Origin of the sequence: Pseudomonas sp. AKS31, assembly GCF_023634765.1 — a bacterium.
GTDB lineage: Bacteria > Pseudomonadota > Gammaproteobacteria > Pseudomonadales > Pseudomonadaceae > Aquipseudomonas.
In genome coordinates this window covers 33,346-53,923 of sequence record NZ_JAMLFX010000011.1, presented here as the reverse complement: position 1 = coordinate 53,923, position 20,578 = coordinate 33,346, and the positions used below count along the sequence as shown (strand labels likewise).

Genomic DNA, 20,578 nt, shown 5'->3' with positions numbered 1-20,578 from the left:
AGCGCAGTCCGGTAGCGCGCCTGCTTTGGGAGCAGGATGTCAGGAGTTCGAATCCCCTTACCCCGACCATATTAAAAATCCTCGTATCGAAAGATACGGGGATTTTTTTTGTCCTGCGAAAAGGCAATTCCCTTCAAGTCATCGTACAACTGGCCGATAGCCCGCTAACACGAGGGGACTGCCATGGCTTTCGCCCTCGAATCTGGCCAATACAAAAATAAGGGCGTTCGTCATGTTGCTTCGTCAGTTGAATATTGCTCCCCGGGCGGCCCTGGGGTTCGCCCTGATCGCGGTGTTGGTGGCATTGCTCGGCGTGTTTGCGCTGGGGCAGATGTCGAGTATTCGCGACAGTGAAGTCGCGGTAGAAAATCAGTGGCTGCCGAGCATTCGTGGCGGCGACGAGATTCGCGAGATCATGCTGCGCATCCGCACCATCTCATTGCGCATGGCGCTGGATCAGGATGCGAATAATATCGCCACCTACCGCAGCCAGATGGACACCCGCGACAAGGAGCTGAGCGAGAAGATCGCCGCCTACGACAAACTGGTCGAGACTCCGGAAGGCCAGCAGCTATACGACCAATTCAAAAAGACCTTCGCCGCGTATCGCAGCGGCATCGCTCAATCCTTCGCCCTCGCTGAGCAAGGCAAGCGTGACGAGCTGACCAGGTTGTTACTGGTCGACATGAAAACCGTCGTCGATGGCTCCGGCAAACAACTCAACGACCTGGCGGACCTGTTCGCCAGACAGGTCGCCGCCGAAAGCCAGAAGTCCGCTGCGCACTACGAAAATTCGCGCACGATTGTCAGTTTGTTTATTGCCTTGGCCGCACTGGCCACCGTGGCACTGGCGATGATGCTCACTCGCAGTATCGTCCGGCCGCTGAGCAGCGCCGTGAGCGCAGCAGAAAGTGTCGCGCAGGGCGATCTGACCCGGCCGATCGAAACCCAGGGCAACGATGAAGTCAGTCGTTTGCTCAAGGCCTTGGCGACCATGCAGCAAAACCTGCGCGAAACGCTGCAGGGCATCAGCGGCTCGGCCACGCAACTGGCGACCGCTGCCGATGAACTCAATGTAGTGACACTCGACAGTACGCAGGGGCTGCAACAACAGAACAACGAGATCGAACAGGCCGCGACGGCTGTTAATCAGATGACGGCCGCAGTGGAAGAGGTCGCACGCAATGCGGTGTCGACATCTGACGCGACCCGTCAGTCCAGTGAGTCGGCGCATCTGGGGCAGGTGCGCGTCAGTGAGACCGCCACCGCTATCAACGCCCTGGCCAGCGATGTGCAACAGACTGGCGAGCTGGTGCAATCACTGGCCAACCAATCGCAGGACATTGGCAAAGTGCTCGACGTGATTCGGGCGATTGCCGAGCAGACCAACCTGCTGGCGCTCAACGCGGCAATTGAAGCGGCGCGGGCCGGTGAGAGCGGGCGAGGCTTTGCTGTGGTCGCTGATGAAGTGCGGGCGCTGGCCTATCGCACGCAGCAATCGACGCAGGAGATCGAGCAGATGGTTCAGGGTATGCGCAGCGGTTCGAGCCTGGCGCTGGACTCGATGCAGGCCAGCACGGCGCGGGCGACGACCACGCTGGCGCTGGCTGAGCGCGCCGGTGAGGCGCTGCAAACCATTACCGCATCGGTGCATGAGATCCATGAGCGCAACCTGGTCATTGCCAGCGCTGCGGAAGAACAAGCGCAAGTTGCGCGGGAAGTAGACCGCAATCTGGTGAACATTCGTGATTTGTCAGTACGCTCTGCCGCAGGCGCTGACCAGACCAGTGCTTCCAGCCACGAATTGTCGCAACTGGCTAACGCCTTGCAGGGCATGGTGCGGCGCTTTCAGCTGTAAACAACCACATATAAAAAAGCCGCGCATCTCACAGGAGAAGCGCGGCTTTTTTCTGCCGATCAGGCGCCGTCTTGGTCTTTCAGGTGCTCGAAGAGGCCTTTCGGCATCTTCTTGCCGTTGGCTTCAAAGTTGGACTTTACGTTGTTGTAGGCCTCTTGCTCGTCGATGAAACCGTCATGGTTGGTGTCGATCTTGTCAAAGTCGGACTTCGGCGCGACTTTGAGGAATTCGGCGCGCGAGACCTTGCCGTCACCATCGCTGTCGGTCTTGGCCATCGAGGCGTCGCCACATTTGCCTTCACCGCATTTGCCTTCTGGCGCTTTCACCGAGGTTTCCGCCGAGGCAACCATGTAGCCCTGCGCCAGTGGCTGAGCGGCAAATACCGAGCCGGACAGCATCAGGCCGCCAGCCAGGGCTGCGCCAATCAGGCCAATGGATTGTTTACCGAGGGTCGAAGTACGGGACATTTACATTCTCCTGGCTGCACAACGCAACCACACGTTAAGGACAAAAGCCTGAGCAGGTGCGCTCGGGTGCGGCCATTAAGCGGTGGCGGTGTATCGCGACTGTGTCGCCAGGCGGGGAGTTTGTAAGCGAAGGTGGGAAATGCGGGGCGGGGATACAGTACGAAACAGATATATCCATCAACACAAAACATTGTGGGAGCGAGCCTGCTCGCGAAAGCGTCGGGTCAGTCGCATTAACATTGAACTGCAGAACGCATTCGCGAGCAGGCTCGCTCCCACAGATTTTTTTAGTGCAGTTTCAAACGCGGTTCAGTGCCACGGCCAATCTTGCTACCCAGCATCAGCATCGCCGTGCGGAACGGCCCGTACAGCGCCATCTGGTGCATGCGGTACAGCGACACGTAAAACATCCGCGCCAGCCAGCCTTCAAGCATCACGCTGCCGGTCAGGTTACCCATCAAGTTACCCACAGCCGAAAAACGCGACAGCGAGATCAGCGAGCCGTAGTCGGTGTACTTGTACTCCGGCAGGGTCTTGCCTTCGATGCGCAATTTCAGCGATTTGGCCAGCAACGAGGCCTGTTGGTGCGCCGCTTGCGCCCGTGGCGGCACGTTGCGATCGGTACCCGGTTGCGGGCACGCGGCGCAATCGCCGAAGGCGAAGATGTTTTCATCGCGCGTGGTTTGCAGCGTCGGCAACACTTGCAGTTGATTGATGCGGTTGGTTTCCAGGCCATCGATATCCTTGAGAAAACCCGGTGCCCGAATACCCGCTGCCCAGACCTTCAGACTGGCCTTGATCTCGTTGCCATCGGCGGTGATCAGACTGTCGGCGGTCACTTCGCTGACCGCAGCGTTGGTCATCACATTGACCCCGAGCTTTTCCAGGGTCTTGTGCACCGGCCCGCTGATGCGCTCCGGCAGTGCAGGTAACACCCGTGGCCCGGCTTCGATCAGGGTGATGTGCATGTTTTCCGGTTTGATCCGGTCCAGACCATAGGCCGCCAGTTCATGGGCGGCGTTGTGCAGTTCTGCTGCCAGTTCGACGCCCGTGGCGCCAGCGCCGACGATGGCCACGCTGATCTGCTCGACCACATCGGTTTGCCCGGCGTGTGCACGCAGATAGTGATTAAGCAGTTGCTGATGGAAGCGCTCAGCCTGTTTGCGGGTGTCGAGGAACAGGCAGTGCTGCGCCGCGCCCTGCGTGCCGAAATCGTTAGTGGTGCTGCCGACGCTGATCACCAGCGAGTCGTACTGCACTTCACGCGCCGGCACCAGTTCTACGCCGTTTTCGTCGTAGGTGGCGGCCAGCTGGATTTTCTTCTGTGCGCGATCAAGCCCGCTCATGCGCCCCAGCTGGAACTCGAAGTGGTTCCATTTTGCCTGGGCAACATAGTTGAGTTCGTCTTCGGAAGAGTTCAGCGATCCGGCGGCCACTTCGTGCAGCAGAGGCTTCCAGATGTGCGTCAGGTTGGCGTCGACCAGCATCACGCTGGCCGTGCCGCGCTTGCCCAGAGTCTTACCCAGACGGGTAGCCAACTCCAGACCGCCGGCGCCGCCGCCGACAATAACAATACGATGGGACATGGGGATAACTCGCAAGGTTTTTAAAGGAAATCGGTGCGGTTACCCAAGCGAGCGCCAAGCTGCTCATAGCGTCAGGTAACTGATAAATCGGCTCAACAAGCCCAGACCAATGGTCACTGCCAGCACCATCACGAGGAGCATCCACGGCCGGAAAGGCCGGCGCTCGACTCGGTGTTGGGACAGTTGCAGGTACTCTTCGACATGTTTCTGGTCTTCGGGGTTCAGGCGGCTGGTCATATTTGCCTCGTCAGGTAGACGTTGCTGAATGGGCAGAAGCTACAGCGGTTTTTATCCGGGGTTGAACGCAGCATAGCCGCTGTCCGGAACCGGCTCGACGCTGACCCGGTCTTCGAGGCGAATGATTCCGCTTTGTAACACCCGTGCGGTAATTCCGCCATGCCCGCGCACCGCTTGAAAAGTGCCGGGGCCAAGGTTGTTTTGCAGGCGTGCGCAGGGCTGACACCAGCCCGTGGTTTCGAATATTGCCTGACCGATGCGAAAGCGCCGACCCTTGAGGCTAAACAAATTGATACCGCTGATAACGAGGTTGCGCCGCAGGTCTTCAGGCTTGACCGGTTGATCTTCAGGGCGACCCATCAACGCGCTGATCACCGCCAGATGTTCCCACTGAATCAGGGTCACCTGCCGCGCGTTACGCACACCGGGGCGCGCGTGGTCGCCAGTCAATCCCGCTTCCAGCCGCGCCTCCACGGCATCGAGTTCGATCATCGGCCCGCGCGAATCGGGGCGTACGCCGATCCAGCGCACACGCCCAGACTGCGGCACATCGGCGATCAATTGCTGAAGTGGCGTCACAGGCTGATTCCCACATCAAAGACAATGCTGCGACCGAGGTTGCTGCGCAGGAAGTCCGGTGCATCCGGGTGAGCGAACAGCACGCGGGCGAAGGTCGGGCCGACCAGTGACAGCGAGCGCCAGCCCTGACGCAAATATTCAGTAGGTGGTGGAAAATGGCTGTTCAAGTCCAGTACTTCTCGTTTGAGGCTGGCGAAGGCGATGATGTCCAGTTCGCCCAGATCCATACCGCGTTCTTTGTAGTTGTGCGCTTTCTTGCGCAAGGTCGGCGCCAATCGCAGCAGGAATTCGTTGGCCGGGATACGTTTGGGTTTGGCCTCGCGGCGCACCAGTTGGCTGAGGGAAAAGGCGCTGCGTCGTCGCTGTAATTCGTCACGCCATTCGTCGTTGAGCCGGCGCCCCTCGTCGAGCACGAAGAACACCTCGAAATTGGCATCGCGAAACAGTACGTCCGGCGGTTCGCCGGCCGGCGCGAATTCGTCGGCGCGGTAGGGAATGTTCAGGCCTTGCAGCAGGCGCTGGCAAACCCAACGCTCACGCTCCCATTTGCGGGCATTGGACAGAAAGGCGTTGGCCTGCTCGGCCGCGATGGTCAGCAGGCGTAAATAATCTGAGTCATCCATAAGCCCAAGCTTAGCGTTCAAATGCGACAAGCTGAAAGCGTTACGCGGCAAAGTGCATCAGTGGGCAGTGGAGAAGGGCGGTGTAGACTCATGGAAATCGATCATTTGCCCAAACCGTGAGGACTCATCGTGAAATTTCGCTGGCTGCTGCTGTTTGCTGTTTTTCCGTTGTTTGCCCATGCACTCGAAACCGGTGAGCGTCTGGCTCCCTGGACGCTGCTCGATCAGTATGACCAGTCCTTCACCTTCGACAACAGCACCACCACGCTGCTGGTGGCGCGGGATATGGACGGCGCCAAGCTGATCAAGGAAGCGTTGAAGGATCAGCCCAAAGGCTACCTGGAGGCCCGTCACGCGGTGTTTGTTGCCGATATCCAGCGCATGCCGGCGCTGATTGCCAAAATGTTTGCCGTACCGGCCATGCGCGACTATCACTACCGGGTCATGCTTGATCGAGAGGGGCGGGTTGCGTCGCGCTACCCCGGCGCGGAAGGTCAGGTGTTGTGGTTGCAACTCAAGGACGGTCGATTGCTCTCGCAACGTGAGTACGCCAACGCGAGCGACCTGCGCGAGGCACTGGAGAAGGCGCGCCCATGATCGGCGTCGAGGTGCTGGCAAATGAAAGTCTGCTGCTGGGCTGGCTGATTTATCTGCCGGTGCTGCTCTGGGCGATCGTGCGGGCGCCGTGGGTCGAGTTGTTCAGCGACAGCCGGCGTCAGCATCTGCTGTTCGGCACCGTGTTCGCGTTGTTTCTGTTGTGGTTGATGCGCAGGGATTTCGACACGGGCGTGTCGTATCACTTCCTCGGCATGACGGCGGTAACGCTGTTGCTGGACTGGCCGCTGGCGATCGTCGGCGGGCTGGTGGCGCAAATCGGCCTGGTGTTGCTCGGGCGTCAGGATCTCGCGGCGATGGGGGTCAATGGCGCCTTGTTCATTTTGCTGCCGGTGCTGGTCACCGAGTGCGTGGCGATGGCCGTCGAGCGTGCGCAGCCGCGCAATCCGTTCGTGTACATCTTCTGTTGCGGATTTTTTGCTGCCGCGTTGTCGGCCTTGTTGTGCCTGATCCTGAGCCTGACGCTGCTGTGGTACGACGGCCTCTTCGCCATGCCGGAATGGCTGGAAGACTTCATCGGTTACCTGTGGCTGATCATTTTCCCCGAGGCGTTCATCAACGGCATGATCATCAGTGCGCTGGTGGTATTCAGCCCGGAATGGCTGGAGACCTTCAACCGCACGCGCTACCTTTCGGCGCCCTGGAAGGACGACGATCCGAAGTCTTGATCCACATCAAACCCGCCCCGCGCGGGAAATTTCATGCTCGCGCAAATCCCTTCAGGAGCAGCGGCATGAGTGTTTACGAGTGGGCCAGGCAGGAAACCCGGCAGAGTCTGGAAATGGCGCAGGAAGTGGGTTTCGATCCGGGGTTGAGTTTGCGCGCCTTGCTCAGTGCCGTGGTGCAACAGAGCAAGGCCGTGCGCAACGCCGAAGACCTGGCCGACGAGTTGCGCTTTCTGGCAGAAAACCTCGACGACGAACAGGACTACGGTTTCATGCGGCCCTGATAGGGATCAGTGGCGCGGATCGAAGTCGCCGGAAAACAATTCGTCCTCGGCATCCGGAGCGACCGGAATCTTGTGTTCTTCCGACGCCCAGGCGCCGAGGTCGATCAGTTTGCAGCGATCAGAGCAGAACGGCCGAAACTTGTTTTCGGGGGTGAATTCTACGGGGGCGCCGCAGGTCGGACAGTCAACGGTTGGGATCTGGCTCATGCTTGGCCTCCGGATAAAGTCAGGTAAAAGTGATGCAGGCGTTCGACCTCGCTGTGCAGCCAGGCGAGGTCGCGGTCATTGACCACCACGTCGTCGGCGCGGCTCACACGGTCTTCGCGGCTCGACTGAGCCTTGAGGATCGCCTGAACCTGCTGCTCGCTGGTCTGATCACGTTGCAAGGTGCGTTCGATCTGCAATTGTTGCGGGGCGTCGATTACCAGAATGCGCTGGGTCATCGCGTATTGCCCGGATTCAATCAGCAGCGGCGACACCAGAATCGCATAAGGCGATTTTGCCAGCGCCAGATGATGAGCGATTTCCTCGGCGATCAATGGATGCAGCAGCGCTTCGAGCCAACGGCGTTGCTCCGGTACTTCGAAGATCAGTTTACGCAAAGCGGCGCGGTCCAGCGTGCCATCGGCCTGCAGCACGCCGGGGCCGAAGTGTTCGGCAATCTTTGCCAGCGCCGGGCGCCCCGGTTCAACCACCCAGCGCGCCGCGTGATCGGCGTCCACCACGTGGACACCCAGATCAATGAAGTGCTGAGCCGCTGCGCTTTTGCCGCTGCCAATGCCGCCGGTGAGGCCGAGAATCCAGGGTTTTTCCACAGGGGTATTCATTTCAAACCGACAAACTGCCAATAGAAGCCGGTTATTTGACCACCCCAGAGCAAGGCAATCCAGCCAGCAATTGCCAGGTAGGGGCCGAAGGGGATCGGCGTGGAGGTTTTTTCATTGCGCAAGCGCAGTAAAACCACCCCGATAATGGCGCCCACTAGTGATGACAACAGAATCGTCAGCGGCAGAATCTGCCAGCCGCCCCAGGCGCCGAGCAGTGCCAATAGCTTGAAATCACCGTGACCGATGCCGTCCTTGCCGGTCAGCAGTTTGAACAGCCAGAACACCGACCACAGCGCCAGGTAACCGGCCACCGCGCCCCACAGCGCATCGTTCAACGACACGAACAGGCCGAAACTGTTGACGATCAACCCCAGCCACAGCAACGGCAGCACCAGCACATCGGGCAGCAGTTGATGTTCGGTGTCGATCAGGCTCATCGCCAGCAGACCCCAGGTGAGGACGATCAGCAGACACGCCGGCCAACCGAAACCCAAGTGCCAGGCGATGAAAGCCGAGAGCAGTCCACAGGCCAGCTCGGTCAACGGATAACGCTTGCTGATCGGCGCGGCGCACGCTGAACAACGCCCGCGCAGCCACAGATAACTGAGCAGGGGAACGTTCTCCCACGGGCGAATCCGGTGGGCGCAATGTGGGCATTCGGAGTGCGGCAGCATCAGGTTGTAGGTGGGTTGCGGCGTTTCGCCGGGCAAACCGAGCACGTCGTGGGCCTGCTGGCGCCAATCGCGTTCGAGCATTTTCGGCAGACGCCAGATCAGCACGTTAAGGAAACTGCCGACCACCAGACCGAGCAGCAGGGCGGTGCCGACAAACGTCAGCGGATACACGGCAAACAGTTCGTCGATAGGCATGTCAGATCGCTGAGCCGAGTTGGAAGATCGGCAGGTACATGGCCACCACCAGCCCGCCGACGATCACCCCCAGCACGACCATGATGAACGGCTCCATGAGGCTGGTGAGGTTGTCGACCATGTTATCCACTTCTTCCTCGTAAAAGCCGGCAACCTTGTCGAGCATGTCATCGAGTGCGCCGGACTCTTCGCCAATCGCGGTCATTTGCACGGCCATGCTGGGAAAGACCCCGGTGCTGCGCATCGAGAAATTCAGCTGCATACCGGTGGACACGTCCTGGCGAATACGCAGCACGGCTCGCTTGAAGACCACGTTGCCGGTGGCGCCGGCCACTGAGTCGAGGGCTTCCACCAGTGGCACACCGGCGGCAAACGTGGTTGACAAGGTTCGGGCGAATCGCGCCATCGCAGACTTGTACATCAGCGTGCCCACCAAGGGCAGTTTCAGCAGCCAGGTGTCTTTGCGATCGCGCAAGGCCTGGGAGGTTTTCAGAGCATGGCGAGTGCCAAAAATCGCCGCGACCAGTGCAGCGAGAATCGCCCACCACCATTGCTGCATGAATTCCGACAGGCTGATCACCATCAGGGTGAACGCCGGCAGTTCGGCGCCGAAACCGGAAAACACTGACTGAAACTGTGGCACCACTTTGACCAGCAGAATCCCGGTGACAACAGCCGCCACCAGCACCACAGCGGTGGGGTAGGTCATGGCTTTCTTGATCTTGGCTTTGAGGCTTTCGCTTTTTTCCTTGTAGGTCGCGACGCGTTCGAGCAGGGTGTCGAGGGCGCCGGACTGCTCGCCGGCATCGACCAGGTTGCAGTACAACTCGTCGAAATACTGCGGTTTCTTGCGCAGGGCTGCGGCGAAGCTGTTACCGGCCGCGACCTCCTGTTTCACTTCGTCCACCAGCTTGCGCATGGCCGGATTTTCAAATCCTTCACCGATGATGTCGAACGACTGCAGCAGCGGCACACCAGCTTTCATCATGGTCGCCATCTGCCGGGTGAACAGGGCGATGTCCCGGGCCTTGATGCGTTTGCCAAAGCTCAGCAATGACGCGGACTTCTTGCGCACCTTGCCGGGATTGATCCCCTGTTTGCGCAGTTGTGCCTTGATCAGTGCCGGGTTCTGTCCGCTCAACTCACCGGTGACTTTGCTGCCTTTTCTGTCCGTACCTTCCCAAGCGTAGATACTGATTTTCGCTGCCTTGACCGCCATGTTCAGTCCTTGGTGACCCGGTTGATTTCTTCAAGGCTGGTGATGCCTTGCATGGCCTTGTGCAGCCCGGAGGTGCGCAGGTCGTCGAAGCCGTCGCGGCGCATCTGCAAATCGATTTCCAGCGAATTGCCTTCGGCCATGATCAAGCGTTGCAGCTCCGGTGTGTTTTTCACCACTTCATAAATCCCCACGCGTCCCTTGTAACCGCCGTTGCAGTGATCGCAACCGACCGGCTCGTAGATCGTGAAATGGCCGATGCGTTCCTCGGGGAAACCTTCCTTGAGCAAGGTTTCGCGCGGGATCTCGATGGCTTTTTTGCAGTGGCTGCACAGTTTGCGCGCCAGGCGCTGGGCGATGATCAGGCTGACCGAGGTGGCGATGTTGAAGCCGGGAATGCCCATGTTGTGCAGGCGGGTCAGGGTTTCCGCGGCACTGTTGGTGTGCAGGGTCGAGAGCACCAGGTGGCCGGTCTGCGCGGCTTTGATCGCGATCTCGGCGGTTTCCAGATCGCGGATCTCGCCGACCATGATTACGTCCGGGTCCTGACGCAGAAACGAGCGCAGTGCCTGGGCAAAGTCGAGCCCTTGTTTGGGATTGACGTTGACCTGGTTGATGCCTTCCATGTTGATCTCCACCGGGTCTTCGGCGGTGGAGATGTTGATGTCGACGGTGTTGAGGATGTTCAGGCCAGTGTACAGCGACACGGTTTTCCCCGAACCGGTGGGGCCGGTGACCAGAATCATCCCTTGTGGCTGCTTGAGCGCGGCCATGTACAAGTCTTTCTGCTCGGGCTCATAGCCGAGGGCGTCGATACCGATCTGCGCACTGGACGGGTCGAGGATCCGGATCACCACTTTTTCGCCCCACAGGGTCGGCAGGGTGTTGACCCGGAAGTCGATCGACTTGCTTTTCGACAGACGCATCTTGATTCGCCCGTCCTGGGGTTTGCGTCGTTCCGAAATATCCAGGCTGGCCATGACTTTCAGGCGCGCGGCGATGCGCCCGGCCAGTTGAATCGGTGGCTTGGCAACCTCGCGCAGAATGCCGTCGGTGCGCACCCGCACCCGGTAATTCTTTTCGTAAGGCTCGAAGTGCAAGTCGGAAGAACCACTCTTGATCGCGTCGAGCAGCATCTTGTGCACGAAGCGCACTACCGGCGCATCGTCGGCGTCGAAGCCGCCGACGGCGTCCTGTTTGCTGTCGTCGATGGATTCGACATCGACCCCGTCGAGATCGACATCGGCCATGTCCTCGAGACCACTGGTGTGGGTGTCGAAGAATTTCTCGATGGCATCGGTAAGTTTGTCGTCCTCAACCAGAATGGCTTCGGTGCTCAGCCCGGTGCTGAATTGAATGTCGTTGATTGCTTGATGGTTGCTCGGGTCGGAAATGCCCACGAACAGCTTGTTGCCACGCCGCCACAAGGGCAGGGCGTGATGCTGGCGCACGAGTTTTTCGCTGACCAGGCCTTTAGGCTGGGTTTCCTTGTCCAGGCAATTGAGATCAAGCAAGGCCATGCCGAAATGCTCGGAGGCGATCTCGGCGACCTGTGAGCTTTTGACCAGTTTGTTCTGCACCAGATAGCTGACCAGCGACAGACGATTGCGCTGAGCCTGTTGCCAGGCTTGCTGAGCGCCTTTTTCCGTGAGCAGTTCGGCCTGCACCAATTGCTTGGCCAGACCGCTCAGAGCGATGTCATTCATGGGGATTCCGCGCGCTTGCCGTTCATGACTTATAGCCTAGTCAAGTGACAGCGCCAAACGCGGCGGGTGCAGGTGACAAAAAGTGTCAGATAGTGCGGTTGCAGGTTGTAGGAAATAGCGTTGCAAGCGCTTCGCGCCCAATGAGCGAGGTCTTGAAGGCATTGGCATGGCCTATGCTGCGTCCCTTTCAGATCATGAGAATTCGACTCATGCATGGAGCGTGTCTATGAAAAAACAACAAGGTTTTACCCTGATCGAGTTGCTGATCGTGGTGGCGATCATCGGGATTCTGGCGACCATCGCCTTGCCGCAATATTCCAAGTATCAGGCGCGGTCGAAGGTGACGGCGGGGCTCGCTGAAATCAGTGCGTTGAAAGTGCCGTTCGAGGACACCATCAATCAGGGCACAGATCCGACACTGACACTTGTTGCGGGTGCTGCGACTGTCACGACCTCCAATTGCGCTGTCACTGCGTCGGGTACCGCGTCCACGGGTGCCGGGACAATTGTCTGCACCATTAAAAACGCGCCAGGCCCGGTGCTGGATAAAACCATCACGCTCACTCGTTCCTCCGGAACCGGTGCGGGCGTATGGACTTGCGGCACGACCGTTGCACCGGACTATTCGCCAAAAGGCTGTACTGCCAGCGGTACCTGAGTGGTTGATGGCCTGCCAAATGCCCCGCGATGCGGGGCATTTTTATTTGTCCACACTTCTCAAAAGCTTCAATAATTTCAGCGTCTTAGGAACTTTCCAAAAAACCGCAACTTGCATGCGAACATTGGCCGGTTCATGCAAATTGCATGATTCCGGAAATTGGTGATATCCGTAAGTTATTGATTTTTAAGAATATTGATCGGTCTAAAAAGTTGGCACAGCGTTCGCAACTACCTTGGTAACCCTGCTGACAAGACAACCAGCAGACTTTCCAGAAAAACAGGAGTTACTCGTATGAAGAAGTTCGCTATCACTGCCGCTGCTGCTACCGCGCTGACCCTGACCATGGCTTCCGGTGCATTTGCACAATCCACTCAGGCTTCCCAGGCTCCTATGACTCTGGCTGCCGGTGAAGTCACCCAGGCGAAAGAAGCTACTTCCGACACTTGGATCACTACCAAAGTAAAAGCTGACCTGGTCACCGAAAAAGGCATTCCAGGTACTGACATCAAAGTAGAAACCAACAAAGGCGTTGTATCGCTGTCGTCGACTACTGCTGTAACTGAATCGCAGAAAGACGTTGCTGTTGCGATCGCCAAGAAAATCAAAGGCGTTAAAGCGGTCTCCGCTGACGGCCTGAAAGCCGAGTAAGGCATGACTTCTCGCCTGGACCGGGAGAAGACGCGACAGACGGGCCGAGCAATACGTCTGCCGCAACTTTAGAGTTCATGCGAACGGTCACACGGATGTGACCATTACAGGCCCCGCCACTTATGTCGGGGCCTGTTCTATTTTTAGAAGCAAAAGATCGCAGCCTTCGGCAGCTCCTACAATCTGGAATGCATTTCCCTGTAGGAGCTGCCGAAGGCTGCGATTTTTTGCTTTTTCAGTTGCCGCGTTTGCTGGTGATCTGCCGCAGGCGATTGCCTTCGAAGCGCAAGTATTGATACATGCCGTTGTTCGGGCCGTAGGCCCATTCCTCGACCTGAAACTCTTCCCGGCGGTTGGCGCTGCGCTTGTAACCCAGCACATCACGGCTGACCGGTTCGCCGCACTTTTGCAGGACTTCGCTTGAGCGGTCGCCAAGGCTGATCAACTGGCTGCCGCAACGCAAGGTATCGGACGCCCAGGCGTGGCTGGCCGCGAAGGTCATTGCGCTCAAGGCCAGCCACTGCAGTTTCATCATTCGGCATCCAGATGCATTTGCGTCACCACGCGGCCATCGCTCTCGGCTTCACCGAGATTGGCGTCGATGAAGTACACGCGGTCGTCTGCCAGTTGGCCTTTATCAACCAGATAATCCTTGATGCTGCTGGCACGGTCCTGACCCAACTGGCGCAACAGCACGTCGCTGCCACTCCAGAACTTGATCACGCCTTCGCGCATCTTCGCCGTGCGTTCTTCCTTGCCCAGATCCTTCCATTCTGCCGGTGGCTGGGTTTTCAGACGGGTGCGGTAAATGCCTTCGAGCAGTGGACCTTTTTCGCTGTCCGGCACTTGCAGCAATGACGCCTGCGCCGGGACTTTATCGCCGCGACGCTGGAGCATCTTGTAGTAGTTGTACTGGTATTCACGCTCCAGACGTTGCTCGGCGAGCAATGGACCATCGCTGCTCTGCGCGGCAGTGCCTTCGATTTCCAGACGCAGAGCCGGGCGTTCTTTGAGTGCCTGAGACAGTTTGATCAGCGCGGCTTCGGCATCCTTGCTCAACTCGCTGGAACCCGGCGCGAACGATACGGTGCCAAGGTCTTGCGAACCGCCACCACTGATCAGCCCACCAATCATTTTGAACGGCGCGGCCGCGGCTTTGACGATCAGGTTGCGCAGGGTTTGCCAGACAATTGGCATCACGCTGAATTGCGGGTTATTCAGGTCGCCGGTCACCGGCAACTCGATGGAGATCTTGCCGTCGACGTCCTTGAGCAGGGCAATCGCCAGTTTCAGCGGCAGGCTCACGGCATCCGGGCTGTCGACTTTTTCGCCGAGCTGCAATTGCTCGACCACCACTTTGTTCTCGGCTTTGAGCTGGCCCTTGCTGATCAGGTAATGCAGGTCGAGGTTGAGCCGGCCCTTGCGGATGCGGTAACCGGCGAATTTGCCGGAGTAGGGCGTCAGCGTGGTCAGCTCGACGCGTTTGAAACTGGTGGCGATATCGAGGCTGGCCATCGGGTCGAACGGATTGACCGCACCCTTGATGGTCACCGGTGCATAGCGGTCGACCTTGCCTTTGATGTCGACGCTGGCCGGTTTCGCCTGACGGCTGTCGATGGTGCCAATCTGGCCGTTGAGTTGTTGCACGGCGGTGGCGAAGTTCGGTGTCAGGCTGAAGTCGGCGAAGTTGGCCGAACCATCGTTGATGGCGATGCCCCCAATGTGAATGCCCAGCGGTTTTTCGTTGCTGGCCGGTTTCGCCGCTGTGGTTTTGGTGCCGCTGTCGGCGGGCTGCGGGATCAGCAGGTCATCGATGTTGGTGGTGCGATCGTCGTTGATCATGAACCGCGCATACGGCTGGAACAGGTTGATCCTGTCGATCGACAGGCTGTCACCGTGCTGATAGTTCAGGCCTTCCACCACCACTTGCTGCCACTTGAGGAAGTCGCGGGTTTTCAGGGTGTCGAGGGTGTGCAGTTGATCGATCTGCGCGCGGCCGGTGACGTTGAGGGCCAGCGGCTCGGTGCTCTTGAGGTTGACCTTCAGATCACTGCCGAGCATGCCGCTGCGCAGTTCCAGACGAATAAACGGATTGATGTAGGACTGCGCGACACGCAGGTCGATGTCCTGGGTTTTCACGTTGAGCTGGGCGTTGACCGGGGAGAGATTGACGGTGCCGTCGGCCGTGATCTTGCCTTGCTTGCCCACGCCGCTGTCGAGCTTGAGCTTGAAGGGCGAGCCGTTGAGGCTGTCGAAATCCTGCAGATCGACATTGAGCGGGGTGATATCCAGGGCGACGGCTGGTGTGGCCGAGCGGTCGGCAAGGTGCACAGTGTAGTTGCGCAATTGCACGTCTTTGAGCAGCACTTGCCATGGCTTGCTCGGCGCAGTGGAATCCGGCTTCGGCGAGTCTGCGGCGGCCGGCGTGCTTGCAGGTTCGGCGGCGGCTTTGGCGGCGGGTTTCGATGGCTGGCTGGCAAACAGTTTCTGCCAGTCCAGTTGGCCATCGGCTTCGAGCGCCGCCCAGGTTTCCAGTTTGTTGCTGCGGATCTTGCCGACCACGACTTGCTGTTTGGCCAGATCGACCGAGGTTTCGCTGACGTCGAGACGCTCGAGCTTCGCCAGTGGCCGCCCGTCCGGAGCCTTGATGGCGAATGGCGCGATGCTCACGGCGACGTTGTTCAGCAGCAGTTCGGTTTCTTTCGACAGATTGAGTTTGTAGTCGGTGCTGAGGCTGATCACGCCGTCTTCGAGCACCAATGGCACCGAGTCACGCACGTAGGGCCAGAAGGCTTTCATCTTGCCGTCGGTGACTTTCAGGGTGCCTTCGGAGGTGAACGGGATCAGGCTGAAATTACCGCTCCAGTCGATTCGCCCACCGGCCGGGCCGATGGCGACCAGAGTCATGTCGGCGCTGTCTTCGGGCAAGGTGCTGAGGTTTTTCAGTTCGAAGCTGAGGTCGTCGTAGAGAAATTCGATCGGTTCGCTCGGGCGCACGTCCTCAAAGTGCACGACGCCGCTGGCCAGTTTGATGTTGTCGATGCGCAGCGGAAAGGGCTTGGCGTCCGGGTCGGCCGGTGTCGGCTCGCTGGCCGGCACATTGAACAGGCCGAGCAGGTTGAGCTTGCCGTCTTTGGCGAAAAGAATTTCGGTCTTCGGTTTGTCCAGCTCGATGTTCGCCAGATGCAGGGCTTTGGTCCACAGACTGTCGATTTGCAGGTCGGCGTACAGGCGATCGAAACCGACCTGCTCCTTGCCCGGTTCGCCGATCACCAGTCCCCACAGGGTGACTTCAAGGCTGAACGGGTTGAGTTCGATACGCTGGATATGCGCCGGCACTGTCGCGTAGTTGGCCAGTTGCTGATTGGCCACGCGCAGAGCGATGCCCGGCAAAATCAGAAACCCCAGCAGGCTGTAGAGGGCCAGAGCAGTCAACAGGGCGCCAATCGCGCGAATCAATCCTTTGGGCATGTGCGGCTTCATCTGTCTGAATCGGAGTGCCTTGGAGTATGGCACGCGATTCTGGTTCCGAAGTACATCGCGTGGGGCAGGATTGTTCAGATTTGTCTCAAAACACAGAACCCCTGTGGGAGCTGGCTTGCCAGCGATGAGGGAATACCAGTCGACAACTTTGTTGACTGACCCACCGCAATCGCTGGCAAGCCAGCTCCCACAGGGTTGTTTATAGCTGCAGGATCAGGGTTTTCAGCGGCGGTTGCTGATCCAGCGACGGGAAGTCGGCGCCCGGGGTCATCACTTGCCAGTCTCGCACCGGTCGCCCGGCCTTCTCGGCGCAGCGCAGCACCTGCTCGCGCCAGTCGTCCATGCTGACTTTTGCCAGGTTGTTGCAGCAGATCAGTACGCCGTTGTCGGCAGTGGTCAGCAGGGCTGGCTTGAGCAGGCTTTGATAGTCGCGCAGCAAGTCGACGGTGCCGAATGCGCTCTTGGCCCAGGCGGGCGGATCGAGCAGGACCAGATCGAATTGACGCTGATCGAGGCGCTGATAGCTCGGCAGTTTCTGCCCGCGCCGCTGGCTGATCGGCAGACCGGCTAATTGGCGTATGGCCGGAAAGTAATCGGACTGGATGAATTGCATCTCGGGCAACTGCGGGTTGAGCTGACCGTTTTCGCGACCGACCGCCAGATTGCCCTCGGCGAAATCCAGGTTGCACACTTCACGTGCGCCACCGGCTGCGGCACTGAGGCCGACGCCGCAGGTGTAGGCGAACAGGTTGAGCACGGATTTGCCTTGGGCGTGATCCTTGACCCAGCCACGGGTGTTGCGCAGATCGAGAAACAGTAGCGGATCCTGCCCGGCATGGCGGCCGCGCACCCGGTAGTTGAGGCCCCATTCGTGGCCGACCAGATCGGCCAGTGCTGCGTCATCGGCTTTGTAGACGCTGTCTTCGCGATCAATACGCGAGTTGCCACGGGAGCGGTCGTTGTAGACCAGCAGGGTTTCGAAGCCCAGTGTCTGATTGACCATGGCGTGCAGTTGCAGCAGATCGTCACGCTCCAGTGTCTGGTGAAAGCTTTGCACCAGCAGTTGCGGGCCGTAGCGGTCGATGGTCAGGCCGCCGGCGCCTTCCTGGCTGCCGTGGAACAGCCGATAGCAATCGGTGCCCTGTCTGTGCAGCTCAGCGAGCAAGGCCTGGCGTTGATCGAGGGCGGCGCGCAGCGCCTGATTCAAGGAAGACATGCGGGCGCCTTGCTGGTGAGAATGGGGGCGCGGGAGTTTAGCAGCTTGGCGGGCAATCGAGTTGCGCCCTTCGCGAGCAGGCTTTTTAGGTCAACAGGCCCATACGCCGTTTGGCCCGTTGCACTGAGCCATTGCGCATTGCCCAGCGCAGCATCGGTGCGCTGCGTCTGACGCTGGCGCGAATCAGTTGCCGTTGCAGCGAATTCTGACGGACGTCGAGCATGTCGCTGGCCCAGTCCGGCAACAGGTCGATACCGGCCTTCATCATCAGATCGCCAAACGGTCGCGCCAGAACACTGGGTGCCGGTGCGTCGAGCAACAAGCGCAACACCTCGCGACTGCGCTCATCGCACAGTAACAGCGGGCGCATGCGTTGCAGATAATCAGCTACAGCTTGCCGCGATTTCGGTACATCCCGTGCGCCCAGACGCTCGGCAATCACGGCGATTTCCGCGTAATAACGATCCTGATCCGCCCCTGACAACTGCGGATTGCGATAGCGCAAATGCGCCGCGAGAAAGTTACTCACTTCCGCCACATGTACCCAGGTCAGCAAATCCGCATCGCTGGCTGCGTAAGGCCGGCCATCCGGCGCGGTACCGACCACCTGCAAGTGAATGGTGCGCACTTTCTCGATCAGCCAGTCGGCGTCTTTTCTTGAGCCAAACGTAGTGCCGGAAACAAACTGACTGGTACGTCGCAAGCGCCCGAGCATGTCTTCACGAAAGTTCGAATGATCCCAAACCCCGGCCAGCGCCAACGGATGCAACGCTTGCAGCAACAGCGCGCTGATGCCGCCGATCAACATGCTGCTGAAGTCGCCGTGCACCTGCCAACTGATCGAGTCCGGCCCGAACAGGCCGGGATCGCCTTTGGGGTTTTCCAGGTCGAGCTGACCGAGCGACAGCCCGGTCAGGCTCATGAGTTGCTGTTCGATACGGCTGCGGATGAATTCCATGACCACTCAGTGAGAAAGGCCAGGCGCGACCGGTTGACCGCGCCCGGGATGTTACTGATTGAGGCGCTTGTCGATCAGGCCTTGCACCACACTCGGATCGGCCAGGGTCGAGGTATCACCGAGGCTGTCGAGTTCGTTGCAGGCGATCTTGCGCAAGATGCGCCGCATGATCTTGCCTGAACGGGTTTTCGGCAAGGCCGGCGCCCATTGGATCAGATCGGGTTTGGCGAAGCTGCCGATTTCCTTGCTGACGTGGGCCAGCAGTTCTTTCTTCAGTTCGTCATTCGGTTCGGTGCCGTTCATGGGCGTGACGAAGGCGTAGATGCCCTGACCTTTGACGTCGTGGGGGTAACCGACCACGGCAGCTTCAGCGATGCTGTCGTGCAACACCAGTGCGCTTTCCACTTCGGCGGTGCCGATGCGATGACCGGAGACGTTGATCACGTCGTCGATGCGTCCAGTGATCCAGTAGTCGCCATCCTCATCGCGACGCGCGCCGTCGCCGGTGAAGTAGTAGCCGGGGTAGGGTTTGAAATAGGTGTCGACCATTCGCTGCGGGTCGCCATAGACGCTGCGGATCTGCGCGGGCCAACTGGACTTGATCGCCAGCACGCCGCTGCCGGCGCCTTTGATTTCCTTGCCGTGCTCATCGAGCAGCACCGGTTGCACGCCAAACATCGGTTGTGTGGCGCAGCCAGGCTTGATTCGCTGGGCGCTGACCAGTGGACTGAGCATGATGCCGCCGGTTTCGGTCTGCCACCAGGTGTCGACGATGGGGCAGCGCTGTTCTCCGACGACGTTGAAATACCATTCCCACGCTTCCGGGTTGATCGGCTCACCGACGCTGCCGAGTAATCTGAGGCTGGCGCGCGAGGTTTCCTTCAATGGCTCGGCGCCTTCGCGCATCAACGCGCGCAGGGCGGTCGGCGCGGTGTAGAAAATGTTGACCTTGTGTTTATCAATCACCTGCCAGAAGCGAGAACTGTTCGGATAGCTCGGCACGCCTTCGAACATCAGCGTGGTCGCACCGTTGGCCAGCGGGCCGTAGACGATGTAGCTGTGGCCGGTGACCCAGCCGACGTCAGCGGTGCACCAGAACACTTCGCCGTCGCGGTAATCGAGCACGTACTTGAAGGTCATCGCCGCTTGCAGCAGGTAGCCGCCAGTGGTGTGCAGCACGCCTTTGGGTTTGCCGGTACTGCCGGAGGTGTAGAGGATGAACAGCGGGTCTTCGGCGTCCATCGGTTCTGGCGGGCAATCGTCGCTGACCTCGTGCACGGCCTGGTGATACCAGAGATCGCGACCCTCGACCCAATCGACCTTGCCTTGGCTGCGCTCGACTACCACGACGGTACTGACGTCCGGGCAACTTTGCAGGGCTTTGTCGACGTTCTGCTTGAGCGGGACGAACTTGCCACCGCGCACGCCCTCGTCGGCGGTGATCACGGTGCGGCAATCGGCATCGAGGATACGGTCTCGCAGGGAGTCCGGGGAGAAACCGCCAAATACCACCGAATGGATCGCGCCGATCCGCGAACAGGCGAGCATGGCGTAAGCGGCTTCGGGGATCATCGGCATGTAGATGCACACCCGATCGCCTTTCTTCACGCCACGGCTTTTCAGCACATTGGCCAGTCGGCAGACGTGGTGATGGAGTTTTTTGTAAGTGATTTGCGCCGATTCGGCGGGGTCGTCGCCTTCCCAGAGCAGGGCCGTCTGATCGCCGCGCTTTGCCAGGTGGCGGTCGATGCAGTTGTAACTGACGTTCAGTTTGCCCCCGGTAAACCAGGCGGCTTCACCGGTTTTCAGGTCGTAGCGCTGAACGGTCTGCCACGGCGTGCTCCAGTCGAGGAAACGCGTGGCCTGTTCGGCCCAGAAGGTACTGGGGTGTTCAATGGATTCGCGGTACAGACGCCGATAGTCATCCTGACTCAACTGAGCAGCCCGGCGGACGGCATCGGCTTTGGGGAACGTGCTGATATCGAACATGACGGTTCCTTATTCTTGTGGTGCGACAGGAATAAAGATGCGCCGAGAGATGCAGAGGTTCAAGTCATGCGCAAAACAACTGTGGGAGCGA

General features: G+C 59.3%; 21 protein-coding genes and 1 pseudogene. 7 read left to right on the top strand and 15 right to left on the bottom strand.

Annotated features, from left to right (window positions below):
• Positions 1-232: 232 nt before the first annotated feature.
• A pseudogene (locus M9827_RS28070) lies at positions 233-1,003 on the top strand (MCP four helix bundle domain-containing protein); the annotation flags it as partial.
• Positions 995-1,858, top strand: coding sequence for a methyl-accepting chemotaxis protein (locus M9827_RS28065; RefSeq protein WP_502943465.1), 864 nt, complete (start codon positions 995-997; stop codon positions 1,856-1,858). The pseudogene M9827_RS28070 and the gene M9827_RS28065, both read left to right, overlap by 9 nt.
• Positions 1,859-1,917: 59 nt before the next feature.
• Here the strand turns inward: M9827_RS28065 and M9827_RS22140 are convergent, their stop codons facing one another.
• From M9827_RS22140 to M9827_RS22120, 5 genes are all read right to left on the bottom strand, one after another.
• Positions 1,918-2,325: an HvfA family oxazolone/thioamide-modified RiPP metallophore gene (locus M9827_RS22140; protein WP_250607146.1), complete on the bottom strand. Its 408-nt coding sequence runs from the start codon at positions 2,323-2,325 to the stop codon at positions 1,918-1,920.
• Positions 2,326-2,612: 287 nt separating this feature from the next.
• Positions 2,613-3,911 carry an NAD(P)/FAD-dependent oxidoreductase gene (locus tag M9827_RS22135; protein WP_250607145.1) on the bottom strand — a complete coding sequence of 433 codons (1,299 nt, stop codon included), beginning with the start codon at positions 3,909-3,911 and terminating at the stop codon, positions 2,613-2,615.
• Positions 3,912-3,974: 63 nt separating this feature from the next.
• Positions 3,975-4,148 carry a DUF3094 domain-containing protein gene (locus tag M9827_RS22130; RefSeq protein ID WP_250607144.1) on the bottom strand — a complete coding sequence of 58 codons (174 nt, stop codon included), beginning with the start codon at positions 4,146-4,148 and terminating at the stop codon, positions 3,975-3,977.
• Between the two features lie 51 nt (positions 4,149-4,199).
• Positions 4,200-4,727 carry an MOSC domain-containing protein gene (locus M9827_RS22125; protein ID WP_250607143.1) on the bottom strand — a complete coding sequence of 176 codons (528 nt, stop codon included), beginning with the start codon at positions 4,725-4,727 and terminating at the stop codon, positions 4,200-4,202.
• Positions 4,724-5,350 carry a DUF1780 domain-containing protein gene (locus M9827_RS22120; RefSeq protein ID WP_007909887.1) on the bottom strand — a complete coding sequence of 209 codons (627 nt, stop codon included), beginning with the start codon at positions 5,348-5,350 and terminating at the stop codon, positions 4,724-4,726. Before M9827_RS22120 ends, M9827_RS22125 begins: the two co-directional genes overlap by 4 nt.
• Before the next feature lie 129 nt (positions 5,351-5,479).
• Between M9827_RS22120 and M9827_RS22115 the strand changes: the two genes are divergently transcribed.
• The 3 genes from M9827_RS22115 to M9827_RS22105 all read left to right on the top strand — a co-directional run bounded on the left by M9827_RS22115 (position 5,480) and on the right by M9827_RS22105 (position 6,914).
• Positions 5,480-5,947, top strand: a complete 468-nt coding sequence (locus tag M9827_RS22115) for an FAD/FMN-containing dehydrogenase (protein ID WP_250607142.1) — start codon at positions 5,480-5,482, stop codon at positions 5,945-5,947.
• A complete protein-coding gene (locus M9827_RS22110; RefSeq protein WP_250607141.1) occupies positions 5,944-6,633 on the top strand; it encodes an energy-coupling factor ABC transporter permease in 690 nt (229 codons plus the stop codon). The genes M9827_RS22115 and M9827_RS22110 overlap by 4 nt, the downstream gene beginning before the upstream one ends.
• 65 nt (positions 6,634-6,698) lie before the next feature.
• Positions 6,699-6,914, top strand: a complete 216-nt coding sequence (locus tag M9827_RS22105) for a hypothetical protein (protein ID WP_208939726.1) — start codon at positions 6,699-6,701, stop codon at positions 6,912-6,914.
• A gap of 6 nt (positions 6,915-6,920) precedes the next feature.
• Here M9827_RS22105 and yacG read toward each other — a convergent pair whose 3' ends face one another.
• The 5 genes from yacG to pilB are packed head-to-tail and all read right to left on the bottom strand — an operon-like array spanning position 6,921 to position 11,532.
• On the bottom strand, positions 6,921-7,121 hold the full coding sequence (gene yacG / locus M9827_RS22100; RefSeq protein ID WP_123464066.1) for a DNA gyrase inhibitor YacG: 201 nt from the start codon (positions 7,119-7,121) through the stop codon (positions 6,921-6,923).
• On the bottom strand, positions 7,118-7,741 hold the full coding sequence (coaE, locus tag M9827_RS22095; protein WP_038369046.1) for a dephospho-CoA kinase: 624 nt from the start codon (positions 7,739-7,741) through the stop codon (positions 7,118-7,120). The genes yacG and coaE overlap by 4 nt, the downstream gene beginning before the upstream one ends.
• Complete coding sequence (locus M9827_RS22090; protein ID WP_250607140.1) at positions 7,738-8,610, bottom strand: prepilin peptidase; 873 nt, start codon at positions 8,608-8,610, stop codon at positions 7,738-7,740. The genes coaE and M9827_RS22090 overlap by 4 nt, the downstream gene beginning before the upstream one ends.
• Before the next feature lies 1 nt (position 8,611).
• Positions 8,612-9,829, bottom strand: a complete 1,218-nt coding sequence (locus tag M9827_RS22085; protein WP_250607139.1) for a type II secretion system F family protein — start codon at positions 9,827-9,829, stop codon at positions 8,612-8,614.
• Positions 9,830-9,831: 2 nt separating this feature from the next.
• The gene (pilB, locus tag M9827_RS22080) at positions 9,832-11,532 is read right to left on the bottom strand and encodes a type IV-A pilus assembly ATPase PilB (RefSeq protein WP_250607138.1); all 1,701 of its coding nucleotides are present in this window, start codon (positions 11,530-11,532) and stop codon (positions 9,832-9,834) included.
• Between the two features lie 226 nt (positions 11,533-11,758).
• On the opposite strand from pilB, the gene M9827_RS22075 reads away from it, so the two are divergent.
• Entirely contained in the window at positions 11,759-12,190 is a 432-nt protein-coding gene (locus M9827_RS22075) for a pilin (protein ID WP_250607137.1), read from the top strand.
• A gap of 294 nt (positions 12,191-12,484) precedes the next feature.
• The gene (locus M9827_RS22070) at positions 12,485-12,841 is read left to right on the top strand and encodes a BON domain-containing protein (RefSeq protein WP_250607136.1); all 357 of its coding nucleotides are present in this window, start codon (positions 12,485-12,487) and stop codon (positions 12,839-12,841) included.
• Between the two features lie 235 nt (positions 12,842-13,076).
• Here M9827_RS22070 and M9827_RS22065 read toward each other — a convergent pair whose 3' ends face one another.
• From M9827_RS22065 to acs, 5 genes are all read right to left on the bottom strand, one after another.
• Positions 13,077-13,373: a DUF2845 domain-containing protein gene (locus tag M9827_RS22065; RefSeq protein WP_250607135.1), complete on the bottom strand. Its 297-nt coding sequence runs from the start codon at positions 13,371-13,373 to the stop codon at positions 13,077-13,079.
• Positions 13,373-16,324, bottom strand: coding sequence for a DUF748 domain-containing protein (locus tag M9827_RS22060; protein WP_250607134.1), 2,952 nt, complete (start codon positions 16,322-16,324; stop codon positions 13,373-13,375). The genes M9827_RS22065 and M9827_RS22060 overlap by 1 nt, the downstream gene beginning before the upstream one ends.
• 199 nt (positions 16,325-16,523) lie before the next feature.
• The gene (locus M9827_RS22055; RefSeq protein ID WP_250607133.1) at positions 16,524-17,540 is read right to left on the bottom strand and encodes a class I SAM-dependent rRNA methyltransferase; all 1,017 of its coding nucleotides are present in this window, start codon (positions 17,538-17,540) and stop codon (positions 16,524-16,526) included.
• 85 nt (positions 17,541-17,625) lie between these two features.
• Positions 17,626-18,498: an oxygenase MpaB family protein gene (locus M9827_RS22050; RefSeq protein ID WP_250607132.1), complete on the bottom strand. Its 873-nt coding sequence runs from the start codon at positions 18,496-18,498 to the stop codon at positions 17,626-17,628.
• A 51-nt stretch (positions 18,499-18,549) separates the two neighbouring features.
• Complete coding sequence (acs, locus tag M9827_RS22045; protein ID WP_250607131.1) at positions 18,550-20,487, bottom strand: acetate--CoA ligase; 1,938 nt, start codon at positions 20,485-20,487, stop codon at positions 18,550-18,552.
• Positions 20,488-20,578: the final 91 nt, after the last annotated feature.